Consider the following 13,718-nt stretch of genomic DNA (forward strand, 5'->3'; position numbering starts at 1 on the left):
GACATCCACCTGAGTTGGCATCACATCGGATGCGCCGGGTTCTAGCAAAACATCGTCGAAGGTGAGCCCTTCGCGAATCTCCATGGAGACACCTCGTTTTGCGAGCCGTGTATGTTCGCATGGCCTGCGCAAGTCAACGCGGGCGCAGCGCCGCAGCCGGGTTTAGAACCGACCCATGCAGGTTTTCCCGCTTCATCGCCGCGCCGCGGCGGGCCGTCTACGACGCCTTCATGGACCCGCAGGCGCTGGCCGCCTGGCTGCCGCCCTCCGGCATGCACGGTGAGGTGGAAGCCTTCGATCCAAGGCCAGGCGGCGGCTATCGGATGACCCTCACCTACGACCGGCCCTCCGACGGACGCGGCAAGACCACGGCCGACAGCGACGCCGTCGCGGTGAGGTTCGTGTCCCTCATTCCCGGCGAGCGCATCGTGCAGGCCGCGCAGTTCGAGAGCGCCGAGGCGGCCTAAGGCGGCGTGATGACCCTGACCTGGAGCTTCGCCGAGGCGCGCGGCGGGACGGAGGTGGAGGTGACGGTGGACAATGCGCCCGATGGGATCAGCGACGAGGACCACGCGGCGGGGATCAGGTCGAGCCTGGAGAACTTGGCGAGGTTTGTCGCAACCTGAGCCGTTCCCTTTGACGCGAAAGGGAGGGATGCGCCTAGCGGAGATGGCGTGGGAAATGAGGAGCCGCCGTCCTCGCTCGTCATGCAGAGCACCACAAGGGTTCCGACTGGGTCCTTTCGCGCGCCGTAACCGGCGCCCACGGCTGAGATGATGACAGCTGGCGCATGCTTTGACGCGGCACGCCGTGGAGGCGAGGAACGGGTGTGCAGATCAGTGGTCGTGACGGGATGATCCAGCGCATGGGCGAGCGCGCCAAATCATCGACCTCTCCGCCGGAACAGGTGGCTCCCTCATCGCGACTCGACCGCTTTCTTGATCTGTGGGCAGGCCGGTCGGCGAAAATGACCATGATCGCATTTAACCTCGCGACCATTGCCCTCATCGTCGGGTTCGTGGGCGCGGCGTTCGGCTGGATTCACTGGTCGCCTGGGTTCGTGGGTGCCTTTGGGAAGCCGGCTGCCGTGGTCGGGAGGAATGCTGTGAAGAGGTTCACCGTCCCTTGAACCCCGTCGCCACGAGGTAGATCTCCGAGCTGTCGGGCCGGCTGGCCTTGGGTTTCACCGTCTTGACGCTGGTGAAGCTCGCCTTGAGCTGGGCGATGACCTCGGCGGTCTCGCCGCCCTGGAAGGCCTTGGCGATGAAGACCCCGCCGGGCTTCAGCACCTCGACGGCGAAATCGGCGGCGGCCTCGATCAGGCCGACGATGCGCAGGTGGTCGGTCTGGCGATGGCCGACGGTGTTGGGGGCCATGTCGGAGAGCACCACGTCGGGCGCGCCGCCGAGCCATTCCATCAGCTGAGGGCCGCAGGCCGGATCGGTGAAGTCCATCTGCAGGATGTGGGCGGGCGGCAGCGGATCGACCGGCAGCAGATCGACGCCGGCGATCAGGGTCACGCCGCGCTCCAGGGCCACCTGGGTCCAGCCGCCAGGCGCCAGGCCGAGGTCGATGACCCGGGCGCCGGGGCGCAGCACGCGCAGCTTGTCGTCGATCTCGGTCAGCTTGTAGGCCGCGCGCGAGCGATAGCCGTGGGCGCGGGCCGCGGCGGCGAAGGGGTCGTTGATCTGGCGCTCCAACCAGGCCTGCTGCGACGGCGTGCGCTGCTTGGCGGTCTTCAGCCGCGCGGGCTTGCCGCGCCCGGCTTCCGTGCCGCCGGTGGGCGGCCTGACCATGCGTTTGCGGGGCGGCTCGTCCATCAGGCGGCCGCCATGGCCGAGGCCCCGCCGCGACGGCGGCGCTTTCGCCTGCGGCCGCGGTCGGCCATCAGCGAGATCAATATGCCTTCGCGCAGGCCCCGGTCGGCGACGCGGACGCGGCTGCAGGGCCAGACCTCCTGCACCGCCTGCAGGATCGCCGCGCCGGCCAGCACCAGATCGGCGCGGTCGGGGCCAATGCAGGGCTGCTCGGCCCGCTGGCGGGCGTTGAGCGCCAGCAGGCGCGCCGCGGCGGCGTCGCATTCGGCCCGCGTCATCCAGATGCCATCCACCTGGTTGCGGTCATAGCGCGGCAGCTGGAGGTGCATGCCGGCCAGGCTGGTGATCGCCCCGGACGTGCCGATCAGGTGCGCCCGGTCGCCGTCGAACACCTCGCGCAGGGGATCGGCGCGGCGGAAGGCGGCGATCTCGGCCTTCACGGTCTCGACCATCTCGCGAAACCAGCCTTCGGTGGCCTCTTCGCCCTCGGGGAAGCGCTCGGCGAGGGTCACCACGCCCATGGGGATGGAGAGCCAGGCGCGCACCGGCGGCATGCCGGCAGGCGGCGCGTCCTTCAGCTCCACCCAGGACAGCTCGGTCGAGCCGCCGCCCACGTCCACCACCAGGGCGGCCTCGGCGCTGCGATCCAGCAGATTGAGGCAGCCGGCCACCGACAGGCGCGCCTCCTCCTGGGGGGTGATGATCTGCAGCTGCAGGCCGGTCTGCTCGGCGACCTGGGCGAGAAAGCTCTGGCCGTTCTCGGCCATGCGGCAGGCCTGGGTGGCGATGGCGCGCAGGCGAACGACCCGGCGGCGCCGCACCTTCTCGGCGCTGATCCTGAGCGCCGCCATGGCGCGCTCCATGGCCGCCTCCGAAAGCCGGCCGCTCTGGCTGAGGCCCTCGCCCAGCCGCACGATGCGCGAAAAGGCCTCCACCACGCGGAAACCGCCCGCGGCGGGCGTGGCGATCAGCAGACGGCAGTTGTTGGTGCCGAGATCGAGGGCTGCGTAGCACGGCGCATCCCCCATCGACCTCATCCGGCCACGCCCGTAGGCGCCCGGCGCACGCGGCGCCTCACTCATGGACTGACTTTCGTCCTCGCAGGCTCGCCAACTGGGCGCGCCTCATTTCGCGGCGAATGTAGCAAGCGCGAAGCTGTGCAGGAAGCGCGGCCTTGTCTGCACGTCTTCCAACGCTACGTTCACCTCCCGGTCAGAAGATGAGGATTAGATTCGCCCGTATGACTACGCGACTCGCCAAATTTGCGATCGGCCAGATCGTCCGGCACCGCGTCTACCCGTTCCGCGGCGTGATCTTCGACGTGGATCCCTCCTTCGCCAACACCGAGGAATACTGGCTGTCGATCCCGGAACACATCCGGCCGCACAAGGACCAGCCCTTCTACCATCTGCTCGCCGAGAACGACGAGAGCTCCTATGTGGCCTATGTCTCCGAGCAGAACCTCGTCCCTGACGATTCCGGCGAGCCTGTGGGGCATCCGCAAGCCAGCCTGATCTTCGAATCGTTCCGCGAGGGCCACTACACGCTTCGCCCGCGGATCAGCCACTAAAGGGCAGTTTTTTCCGGACGACCCCGTTCTGGCCGGTCTCTTCGAACGGAACTTCCGCGCAAACGGGACCATTGTCGTGCGCATGAGCGCCGACGCCATGCCCACCGCCCCGCCGCCCGGCGCCCGCCCCGACTGGACCATCGACCAGGGCTGGGCGCGCTACACCGAGGCCGAGCACCAGGTGTGGATCACCCTCTATGAGCGCCAGACCGCCTTGTTGCCCGGCCGCGCGGCCGATCCCTTCCTCAAGGGCCTCGACGCGCTCGACCTGCATCGCGCGGGCATACCGGACTTCGCGCGGATCAACGAGGAGCTGACGCGGCTCACCGGCTGGAGCGTGGTGGCGGTGCCGGGGCTGGTGCCGGACGAGGTGTTCTTCGATCACCTGGCCAACCGCCGCTTCCCCGCGGGCCAGTTCATCCGCAAGCCGGAGGAGCTGGACTACCTGCAGGAGCCGGACATCTTCCACGACGTGTTCGGCCATGTGCCGATGCTCACCGACCCGACCTTCGCCGACTACATGGCCGCCTACGGCAAGGGCGGCCAGCGGGCGCTGGGCTTTGGCCACCTGCACAATCTGGCGAGGCTCTACTGGTACACGGTGGAGTTCGGGCTGATGGAGAGCCGCGAGGGCCTGCGGATCTATGGGGCCGGCATCGTCTCCAGCCGGGCCGAGAGCGTCTTCGCCCTGGATGATCCCTCGCCCAACCGCCTGGGCTTCGACCTCGAGCGGGTGATGCGCACGCCTTACCGGATCGACGACTTCCAGCAGGTCTATTTCGTGATCCCGGCGCTGCAGACCCTGCTCGATGTGACGACCCAGACCGATTTCGCGCCGCTCTACCGGCGGCTGGAGGGCGCCAAGGACATCCCGATCGCCGCCATCGAACCCGCCGACCGCGTGTTCACGCGCGGGACGCAGGCCTATGCCAACGCGGGCGGACGGACGCGGGCGGCGTAGTTTCAAATATCTGTCGTCATGGCCGGGCCTGTCCCGGCCACCCAGAAACGCGGGCGCCCGGCGATTATTGAAAGCGGCGCCGTTGCGACCACTTCGGCGTCCTCGGCGGGTCTGGGTCCCCGGGACAAGCCCGGGGATGACGTCATTGTTTGAAATTCAGTAGTCCTTGCGCCAGCGGATCGCCAGCGAACTGCCGGCCTGGGTTCCGACCTTGGAGACCACCGATAGGCTGCGCTTTAGGCGCCATTCGACCTGCGCGGAGGGCCCTTCGCGGCCGCCGCCCGCCAATTCCAGATAGACGTCGTTTGTCAGATACTTGCCGCCAGCAACTGTGACGCCTTCTCCCGACGTTCCGCCGCCCAGCGCCAGCCGGTCGAGGCCAGCGAAGGTGCGCAGGTTGCCGATCACGTCGAGGCCGCCGCCGCCCGCCAGCGCGGAGAGCGCCGAGGCGAGCTGGGCCGCCTCCAGCGGCGAGAGCTGCGAGGCGGTGTGGCCGAACAGCACCTGGCTCAGCACCTCGTCGTTGGGCAGCGAGGGCGTGGACGTCAGCGTGATCTCCGGCTTGTCCGCCGTGCCGCGGATGTGAACCCCGGCCGTCAGGGTCGGGTCGTCGCGGGTGGCCAGCAGGTCGAGGCGGATGTCGCGCGCCCGGGTCGAGAGATAGACCACGCTCTGCGGATCGAACTCGAAGCGCTTGCCGGCGAAATCGTAGTCGCCGCGCACCACGCGGGCGGTGCCGCTGAGCTGCGGATGGGTGGTGGTGCCGCCCACATGAGCGTCCAGGGACAGCTCGACGTTGAGCCCCCGCCCCCGCAGCAGCACGCGCTGAGGCGCCTTGAGGGTGACGTCGAGCGCCCAACCCTCCCCGCCCGTGCTGGGCGGCGGCAGGGCGGCCGCCATCTCCGGCGGCCGGTTCTTCTCGATGACGTCCATGGCCACCACGCCCGAGGGCGTCGGCAGGCGGGCCGCCACATTGGCCTGGTCGATGGTGAGCGCGCCGGACAGTCGCACCTTGCCGTTGGCCGCCCGGTCGATGGTCGCCTGGCCGGTGGCCGAGGCGGTGGCCTGTTCGTTGTCGATCAGCCGGAAGCCCTTGAGGTTCAGCCGGAAGCTGGAGACGCCCTGGCGCTCCAGGCTGATGCGGCCCGCGCCGTTCACCGCGCCGCCGTGGCCGTCGACGGCCGAGGCCTGGGTCACGTCGACCGAGGTGTTCTGGAAGGCGGCCGTCAGGGAGACCTGGCGCAGCGACAGGCCTGTGCCGCCATCGTCGAAGCGGCCGTTCTGGACGGCGACCTCGCCCGCCGCGCGGGGTTCGGCCAGGCTGCCGGCCAGGGTCCCCTGGGTGCGGACATTGCCGGACAGGCTGCGCTCGCCGCCGACCAGCAGGTCCCAAAGCGGCCGCACCTCGCCCTGGGCGGAGAAGCGCCCGCGCATCGGCTGCTGGCGGGCGATGGCCACGCGGAACGGGGCCGCCGAGCTGGCCGCCGGCAGGGTCACCTCGCCATTGGCCTGCAGGCCCTGGGCGTTGCTGGCGTTGAGCGCCAGCGTCAGGACGTCGCCGGCGAGCCGGCCACGCACCGCGCCGTCGACGCCCGAGGCCGCCGGCGCACCGCGGCCGCGCGCGCCGGCGAGCTTGGCGTCCAGGGTTCCGTCGAGCCGGGGGCCGCGCCCCTGCAGGGCCAGCGTCGCGTCGAACTTGCCGGTGAGGTCTTCGTCCAGCATCTGCAGGCCAAGGCCGGCGACCTGGGCGCGGAGGTCGACGCCCTGATCGGTCATGTGGCCATCGAGGTCGATGCGGCCGCCATCGGAGGCCGCCAGCCGCAGGCGCGCCGAACGTTCGGGGCCCCCGAACCGCAGGGCCGCGGTCTCGACGGTGCGCAAGGTGCGGCCGCCGAGCTTGCCGGAGCCGTCGAAGCTGGCCGACCAGCCGGGCCTGGCCTCGGCCAGCAGGCCCCGGCCGCTGGCGGTCCATTTGCCCTGCGGCGAGCCGCCGTCAGCCGTAAGCGCATAGGGCAGCCGCGACACGGGGCCGTCGGCCGTCAGCTTGCCCGCGTGGACCACGATCTCCGAGCCGGGCCAGCGGGCGTTCTCGGCGCTGAGGTCGAGGACCGCGCGCGTCCCCTGCGCATCGGCGAGCTGCACATGGCCCGCGATGCGCCCGGCGTCCAGGAAGGCCCCGCGGGTGATGGCGAGGTCGAGGTTGGCGGCGGACGGCGAATTGCGCCGCAGCGACAGCGCGCCGGAGGCCTTGAGCCCGCCGGCGTCCACGGAAAGCTCGGTCAGGTCGAGCCCGCCCTCCGGGAAGCGGAAGGCCGCGCGGCCGCGGGCCGGGCCGAAGCCGCTGGCCGCGGTGGCGGCGATGACGCCGGCGGTCCCGTCGGGCCGACGTTCGAAGGTGAGCGTGAGGTTGGCGTCCTTCAGCGGCAGGCGTGGCGCATCGATCTGGTCCACATGCGCCAGGAGATCGGCCTTGGGCTGGCCCAGCGTGCCGGTGATCGCGCCGGAGCCCCTGGCCTTGCCGGCGATCTCCACGGGGCCGGCGTGGAACGGGCCCGACGCCGTCCAGTCGAGCTTGAAGGCGAGCTTGCCGTCCGGATCGAGCACGCCTGCGGCCGCGGCCTGCAGGGCGGCGCCTTGCAGCGCGGCCGAGCCCACGGCGACGCGGCGGCCCTGCACATCGGCCTTGGCGCGAAGTTGCGGGCGGGGCCCGAGCAGGCGGTCGATCTCGGGATAGCCGGTGGCGAACTTCTCGCCGTGCGCGTCGAAGGCGAGCGCCCAGGGCTGGCCGGCGCGGCCTTGCGAGGCCGACCAGCTGGCGGCCGCGGAACCCGAGGCCCCGGACCGCGCCGCGGCCAGCGCGCCAAGACTCGCCTGGCCCTTGAAGGTGAGGCCGCCCAACAGGCCGCGTCCGCCGCTGGCCGAGAGCTTGAGGCCGGAGCCCGAAACCTCGAGCTGGCGCAGCGCGAGGCGCCCGTCGGCCAGGCGCGCGCCCTGGAAGCTGGCGCGCGGGGCCGGGCCGAGAGCCGCGGCCACGAAGCCGGCCCCGTGGCCGCCGCCGCCGGCAAGCCTGAGGTCGAGGCCGTATTCGCCCTTGGCCTGGGTCAGGACGAGGGGACCCGAGGCCCGCTCCAGGCTGTAGGCGCCGAGGCTGGCGCGGCCGACGGTCGCCTGGCCGCTGAACGCCCAGCCCGCCTTGGTGGGCCTGACCAGCCCGGCCACCCGCGTCGGACCCATGGCCGGTCCGCCGGTGATCCGCGACAGCGCCGGGGTCGTGGCGGTGACGCCGATGCCCTGTGGCCCGAGCGTGCGGGTCCCAAGGTTGCCGAGGCCCGAGGCGGCGAGCGTCAGGTTCTCCGCCTGGACCCGGGCCTGCAGGGCGAAGAGGCTGGGCCCCGCCTTGCGGCCGCTGATCTCGAACCGGGCTTCCGGTCCGAAGCGCTGGGCCCAGGCGGCGGTGAGCCGCGAGGCGGTGAGCGAAGCATATCCCCTCGCCTGCCCCTGGTCCCGACTCCAGGACCCCTGCGCCTCGAGCGGCTTCAGGGCGCCGGAGAGCGCGAGGGCGGTGAAGCGGCCCTGGGCGGTGCGCCCGCCGGCGTCGACCTGCAGGGAGAACGGCTGGTTGGACGGCAGGCCGACCGCGCCCGCCAACGCCCCGCCGCGCGCCTCCACCGCGTCGACGTCCAGCCGCAGCGGGCGGTCCCTGGCGATGTCGTAGTCGGCGTTCAGGTGGTCGCCGGGGCGCAGCACGCTGGCGGCGCGCACATGGCCCTTCAAGCCCCCGCTGCGCTCCACGTGCAGGTTGAAATCGAGGTCGAAGAGGCCGCGCGCATCGCTGAAGCCCGGCTCCAGCTCCAGGCGGCCGGCCCCGTGGTCGATGTGGAAGGAGAGCGGCAGGCCGCCCGCCTCGCCGCCCGCCGCCAGGCTCGGCCGGCGGACCAGCTTCAGCGTCTGCACGGCGATGTCGTCAGCCTGGAAATTGCGGCGCAGGAGCTCGAGGTAGCGCCACTTCAGATGCACCTTGTCGGCCTCCAGCCAGACGCCGCGCTCATCGCGCAGGGTCAGCCGATCGATGCTGAGATCGCTCCAGATGTCGCCGGAGAGGCCCTCGATGCTGAGGCGCCCGAAGCGGCCGACCTGTAGGCCGTTGGTGGCCGCCTGGATCAGCAGGCGCGCCTGCGGCAGCAGCACGCCGTAGCGCATGGCCGCGAGCAGGCCGCCGAACACCAGGAGCGCGATGGCCGCGACGATGAGCGCGATCTGCCGCCAGGAGCGGCCCGCGGCGACGGCGACGTCGTGCACCACCTCGGCGGCGGCCTCGGCGGCGTCATGGACGATCTCGCCCGGCGTATGGTGCGGTCCCTCGCTCAAAACGCCTGGCCGATGCTGACGTAGATCTGAAAGGGCGCGCCGCCGCGCCGGCCGCTGACGGGGGCGGCCACATCGACCCGGATCGGGCCGAAGCCCAGGTTGTAACGTACGCCGACGCCGGCCCCGACGCCCACGTCCTTGAGGTTCGGGAAACCTGTGCTGCCCACAGCGCCGGCGTCGACGAAGGCCACCACGCCCCAGTCGCGGGTCAGTTCGTGGCGGACCTCGATGGAGCCCTCCGCGACCGAGAGGCCGCCTTGCGGGGTGCTGTTGTCGGCCAGCCTGGGCCCGACGCCCTGGTAGGCAAAGCCGCGAACCGAGCCGCCGCCGCCGGCATAGAACCGCTGTGGCGCGGGGATCTCCGCCACCGTGCCGTTGACGATCGAGCCCAGGTGCAACCGGGCGGCCACGACGGTCGTCGCCTTTTCGCCGAACGGGACATAGACCGAGCCGCCGGCCTGGACCTTCAGATAGGGCACGGCGCCTGTTCCGGAGAGCAGGGTCGGCTCGGCCCGCGCACTCACCCGCCAGCCGTGGGTGGGGTTCAGCGGATCGTCGGAGCGGTCGAGCGCCAGGTCCGCCAGCGCCGCCACGGTGATGATGTCGCGGCCCAGCGAGGTCAGGGTGCCGGGCTTGATCTCGGAGCTGTGGCTGACGTCCAGCGACCCGCCCAGCGTCAGGTAGGAGGTCTTGGTGAAGTGGCGCTGTGCATCGGCGCGGAATCCGACGCCGGTCGCGTCATAGGCGTCGGTGGTGGCGTGGTAGGCGGCCGCGTCGAGGGTCAGGGTCTGGTCGGGCATCCGCCAGTGCGGCAGGCTGAGGTCGACGCCCAGCCGGCTGTCGATCTTCGATTCCTTGGCGAACAGGGCCAGGGTGTCGGCGCGGCCGAGCACGTTGTAGTGCGTCCAGCGGACGTCGAGGCCTGGCCCCTCGTTGGTGCCGTAGCTGGCGCCGGCCTCGATGGTGCGCCGCTTGCGCTCCGAGAGGCTGACCACCACCGGGCGCAAGCCGTCGGGCGTCGCCTGGTCGGCCGGGGCGAGCGCCACCGTCACGGTGTCGTAGATGCCTGTGTCCAGCAGCCGCCGCTCGAGCCGCGCCACGTCGTCGGCCTTGTAGAGATCGCCGCGCCGCCAGGGGGCCAGGCCCGCCACCCAGGCCGCGCCAGTCCGCCCGTTGGCCGCCAGCCGAACGCCGTCGAGCCTGACCCGCGGGCCCGTCGCCAGACGGTAGGTGGGCTGGATGCTCTGGTCCGCGTGGTCGACGACGACCTGGCGCGGCTGGGCGGCCACGTCGGCGTAGCCGCGATCCTGCACGGCGGCGACCGCCCGGCCTTCGGCGCTGACGATGTCGGCCGCTCGTCCCGGCGCGCCCCGGTCGAGCGCCAGCGCCGCCTGGGCGGCGAGATCAGTCACCGGATCGGGCGGGCCGCCCACCCATTCGATCGCCGGCCGCGCCAGCTTGAAGCGCGGCCCCGGCGCGATGCGCACGGCGGGCACGGGAATGTCGCCATCGCCCAGCTCCGGCTCCACGTCATAGGCATAGTAGCCCTCCGACCGCAGGACCGCGGTGGCGTCCTCGGCCGCGGCGTTGGCGCGCCGGCGGGCTTCGAAGCGGTTGTCGATCGGACGGTCGGTCTCGCCGATGGCGCGCGCAATGGCGGCGCGCAGGTCGGGATCCATGTCGCCTGCGATCGCGGCGCGGGGCTGCGCGGCCCAGGCCGGCGACGCGGCCAGCTGAGCGCCGATGGCCGCCGAAGCGGCGAGCGCATAGAGCAGTCGACCCAAGCCTTCGAATCCCAGAGCCCGCCCCTTCGTCCGGGTGTAGCGGCGCCCGGCGGGCCTGTCACCCGCAGGGACCCTCAAGGGACTCCAGGGGAACTCGCAAGATGACCGGCTGCGGCGATCTGCGCCTGTTCGCCGAACTGATGGCGCCGTAGGAAGACGAGGCAAGTAAACAAGCTTGGCCGAGCCCAATTCGCGCCGACGAAATCAGGCGAATTTACGTCAACGACTGCGGACTGCGACAACCGCGCGCAGCGATCTTCAGCTTCACAATTAAAATAAGAAGCTGAGCAACAATAAGTCGTTGCGAGCCGGAAGCGGCTCTTCTAGCCATCCCTTCGGCGCAAGGGGGCGCGCCGCGCGACGCGGGTCGCTCGCCATACCCCCGAACAACTCGTCTCCACCGACCGGGGTTTCAGATGGCCTATCAAAATTTTTCCGGAACCTGGCTGCAGGATTCCGCCGCTCCCAACAGCTGGATCAACGGCACGGCCGCGGGCGAGTGGCTGTACGGCACCGGCAATAACGACAGCTTCAACACCGGCGGCGGCGCCGACACCCTCGTGGGCGGCGCGGGCGACGACTACTACTGGCTGGCGGGTCCCGCGCAGCAGATCATCGAGCAGCCGGGCGGCGGCGTCGACACGGCCAACATCTGGTCGAGCTACACCCTGCCGGCCAATGTCGAGAACCTGATCATCAACAACACCAACACCTATGGCGCCGGCAACGACGGGAACAACATCATCCAGGGCGGCGACGGCCCGCAGTACCTCTACGGCGGCAAGGGCGAGGACGTGCTGATCGGCGGCGGCGGGAACGACACCTTCCTGATCGTCACCGGCGAGGGCAACAAGGTCATCCAGGACTTCCAGCCGGGCGCCGACAAGATCCGGCTGATCGGCGGCCCGACCGATTTCGCCACCCTGAAGGCCGGCATGGTGCAGCAGGGCGCCGACGTCATCGTCAACGACGGCGGCACGATGATCGCGCTCAGGAACATGACCATCGGCCAGCTGCAGGCCAGCGATTTCCAGCTGCCGCTCAACTATTCGACGCTCGGCTCGATGACCTTCGACGAGGAGTTCAACGCCCTGTCGACCGGTCCGAACGGCACCTGGGCCACCAACATCGGCTCCGGCCTCAACGGCCATACGCTGGTCGCCAACAATGAGGCCGAAATCTATGTGGACCCCGGCTTCGCCGGCTCCGGCACGACGGCGCTCGGCCTCAACCCGTTTTCCGTCTCCAACGGAATCCTCAGCATCACGGCCAACCGTGCGACCCCGGCTGAGCAGGCCCAGCTGTGGGGCTATCAGTACACCTCGGGCATGCTGTTCTCGAACTTCACCCAGGAGTACGGCTACTTCGAGATGAAGGCCCAGCTGCCGCAGGGCCAGGGCCTGTGGCCGGCGTTCTGGCTGGCGACCGGGGCCACCGAGATCGACGTGCTGGAAGGCCTGGGGTCGGACACCAAGGTCCCCTACAACGCCATCCACGCGCCGTCGGGCTCGCAGGCGGTCGCCAACTATATGCCGACCGACAACGGCTACCACACCTACGGCACGCTCTGGACGCCCTCGACCATCACCTACTACGTCGACGGGACGGAGATCTGGAAGATCGCCACGCCCTCCGACATGAACCAGCCGATGCACATCATCGCCAACCTGGCGCTCGGCGGATCGTGGGCCGGCCTGCCGGACTCCACCACCCCGTTCCCGGCCTCGATGCACATCGACTACATCCACGCCTACAACCTGCCGGGCGTGGGCTCGAGCGGCATCGTCTCGCCGGCGCCCGTGACCGTCTCCCCGCCGCCGGTGTCGCCCCCGCCGGTGAGCCCGCCGCCCCCCGTCAGCCCGCCGCCGGTCACCTCGACCTCGGGCGCGATCACTTCGCATGGCTATGGCTCGACCCTGGTGGGCGGCGCGGGCGCCGACACCCTGGTCTCCAACCAGGGCGGCGAGACCATGACCGGCGGCGCCGGCGCAGACGTCTTCTCGTTCCCGGCCAAGCCCTGGACGCCGACCCACATCATCGACTTCCAGGTGGGCGTCGACAAGCTGGATATCTCCGGCCTCTACGTCGGCGGCTACCACGGGACGGACCCGGTGGCGGACGGCTACGTCAAGTTCATGGACGATGGCGCGGGCGGCACGAAGGTGCTGGTCGATCCGGACGGTCCGGCGGCGGGCCACCCCTGGCCGGACTATGTGATCAACCTCGACCATGTGGCGCCGAGCCAGCTCACCTCGGCCAATGTGTTCGGTGGGACGACGGCGGCTTCCCCGCCGCCGCCCGTCAGTCCGCCGCCCGTGGCGCCGCCGCCGGCCGGCTCCGGCGTGGCGATCGCCTCGCAGGGCTACGGCTCGATCCTCACGGGCGGTTCGGGCGCGGACACCCTGACGTCCAACCAGGGCGGCGAGACCATGACGGGCGGCGCGGGCGCAGACGTGTTCTCGTTCCCGGCCAAGCCGTGGACGCCCACGCACATCAGCGATTTCCAGGTGGGGGTCGACCGGCTCGACATCTCGGGCCTGTACGTCGACGGCTATCACGGGGCCGATCCGGTGAAGGACGGCTACGTCAAGTTCATGGACGACGGCGCGGGCGGCACGAAAGTGCTGGTCGACCCGGATGGCCCGGCGGCGGGCCACCCCTGGCCCGACTATGTGATCAACCTCGATCACGTCTCACCGAGCCAGCTGACCTCAGCCAATGTGTTCGGCGCCGGCGCGACAACGACGACCTCGCCACCGCCGGTCGCGGGCCCGCCCGCCAACTCCGGCGTCCCCGGCGTGGTGCTCACCTCGGCCTTCGTCGGCGACACCCTGACCGGCGGGGCGGGCGCCGACACCCTCAACGCCAGCCGCGGCCAGGACCTGCTGACCGGCGGGGCGGGGAACGACCACTTCGTGTTCTCCGACGTGCCCTGGGCCCCGGCTCAGATCACCGACTTCACCCACGGCCAGGACGTGCTCGACCTGAGGGGCGTGTTCGCCCACTCCAACTACTCCGGCAATGACCCGGTCGCCGACCACTACCTGAGCTTCATCTCCGACGGCCAGGGCGGGACGACCGTGCTGTTCGACGCCGACGGCCCCGGCACGGCCCAGCAGTGGGGCCTCAACATCATCCACCTGCAGCACGTCGATCCCACCACCATCACCAGCGCCGACTGGGTGATCCGGTAGGGTCGGCTACCAGGCGCCGACTTC

9 protein-coding genes and 1 pseudogene are annotated in these 13,718 nt (G+C 70.8%); 5 read left to right on the plus strand and 5 right to left on the minus strand.

The features are described 5' to 3' along the window. Nucleotides 1-132 (minus strand): hypothetical protein (locus VGT80_RS18605; protein ID WP_414693895.1); only part of this gene is annotated, 132 nt, incomplete at its 3' end. Here VGT80_RS18605 and VGT80_RS06250 point away from each other — a divergent pair. Both VGT80_RS06250 and VGT80_RS06255 read left to right on the plus strand, forming a co-directional pair. After that, nucleotides 120-626: pseudogene (locus tag VGT80_RS06250) on the plus strand (SRPBCC domain-containing protein). The gene VGT80_RS18605 and the pseudogene VGT80_RS06250 sit on opposite strands and share 13 nt — an antisense overlap. 203 nt (nucleotides 627-829) lie before the next feature. Next, a complete protein-coding gene (locus tag VGT80_RS06255) occupies nucleotides 830-1,129 on the plus strand; it encodes a hypothetical protein (protein WP_327453925.1) in 300 nt (99 codons plus the stop codon). On the opposite strand, the gene VGT80_RS06260 is transcribed toward VGT80_RS06255, so the two are convergent. Both VGT80_RS06260 and VGT80_RS06265 read right to left on the minus strand, forming a co-directional pair. Further along, a complete protein-coding gene (locus VGT80_RS06260) occupies nucleotides 1,116-1,820 on the minus strand; it encodes an RlmE family RNA methyltransferase (RefSeq protein WP_327453927.1) in 705 nt (234 codons plus the stop codon). The genes VGT80_RS06255 and VGT80_RS06260 overlap by 14 nt on opposite strands. Then, nucleotides 1,820-2,899 carry a Ppx/GppA phosphatase family protein gene (locus VGT80_RS06265; RefSeq protein ID WP_327453929.1) on the minus strand — a complete coding sequence of 360 codons (1,080 nt, stop codon included), beginning with the start codon at nucleotides 2,897-2,899 and terminating at the stop codon, nucleotides 1,820-1,822. Before VGT80_RS06265 ends, VGT80_RS06260 begins: the two co-directional genes overlap by 1 nt. 158 nt (nucleotides 2,900-3,057) lie before the next feature. On the opposite strand from VGT80_RS06265, the gene hspQ reads away from it, so the two are divergent. Further along, nucleotides 3,058-3,387, plus strand: coding sequence for a heat shock protein HspQ (hspQ, locus tag VGT80_RS06270; protein WP_327453931.1), 330 nt, complete (start codon nucleotides 3,058-3,060; stop codon nucleotides 3,385-3,387). Nucleotides 3,388-3,469: 82 nt separating this feature from the next. Then, nucleotides 3,470-4,348 carry a phenylalanine 4-monooxygenase gene (gene phhA, locus VGT80_RS06275; protein WP_327453933.1) on the plus strand — a complete coding sequence of 293 codons (879 nt, stop codon included), beginning with the start codon at nucleotides 3,470-3,472 and terminating at the stop codon, nucleotides 4,346-4,348. 156 nt (nucleotides 4,349-4,504) lie between these two features. Here the strand turns inward: phhA and VGT80_RS06280 are convergent, their stop codons facing one another. After that, nucleotides 4,505-8,716 carry a translocation/assembly module TamB domain-containing protein gene (locus VGT80_RS06280; RefSeq protein WP_327453935.1) on the minus strand — a complete coding sequence of 1,404 codons (4,212 nt, stop codon included), beginning with the start codon at nucleotides 8,714-8,716 and terminating at the stop codon, nucleotides 4,505-4,507. After that, nucleotides 8,713-10,500, minus strand: coding sequence for an autotransporter assembly complex family protein (locus VGT80_RS06285; RefSeq protein WP_327453937.1), 1,788 nt, complete (start codon nucleotides 10,498-10,500; stop codon nucleotides 8,713-8,715). The genes VGT80_RS06280 and VGT80_RS06285 overlap by 4 nt, the downstream gene beginning before the upstream one ends. A gap of 416 nt (nucleotides 10,501-10,916) precedes the next feature. Between VGT80_RS06285 and VGT80_RS06290 the strand changes: the two genes are divergently transcribed. Next, complete coding sequence (locus VGT80_RS06290; protein ID WP_327453939.1) at nucleotides 10,917-13,694, plus strand: type I secretion C-terminal target domain-containing protein; 2,778 nt, start codon at nucleotides 10,917-10,919, stop codon at nucleotides 13,692-13,694. The last annotated feature ends 24 nt before the right edge of the window (nucleotides 13,695-13,718 follow it).

It is taken from the genome of Phenylobacterium sp., assembly GCF_035944335.1.
Taxonomy (GTDB): Bacteria; Pseudomonadota; Alphaproteobacteria; order Caulobacterales; family Caulobacteraceae; genus Phenylobacterium.

Excerpts from the sequence above, each read along its gene's own strand:
- VGT80_RS06260 (WP_327453927.1), bottom strand. The coding sequence starts at position 1,820 with ATGGACGAGCCGCCCCGCAAACGCATGGTCAGGCCGCCCACCGGCGGC.
- VGT80_RS06290 (WP_327453939.1), top strand. The coding sequence starts at position 10,917 with ATGGCCTATCAAAATTTTTCCGGAACCTGGCTGCAGGATTCCGCCGCT.
- VGT80_RS06265 (WP_327453929.1), bottom strand. The coding sequence starts at position 2,899 with ATGAGTGAGGCGCCGCGTGCGCCGGGCGCCTACGGGCGTGGCCGGATG.
- phhA (WP_327453933.1), top strand. The coding sequence starts at position 3,470 with ATGAGCGCCGACGCCATGCCCACCGCCCCGCCGCCCGGCGCCCGCCCC.
- hspQ (WP_327453931.1), top strand. The coding sequence starts at position 3,058 with ATGACTACGCGACTCGCCAAATTTGCGATCGGCCAGATCGTCCGGCAC.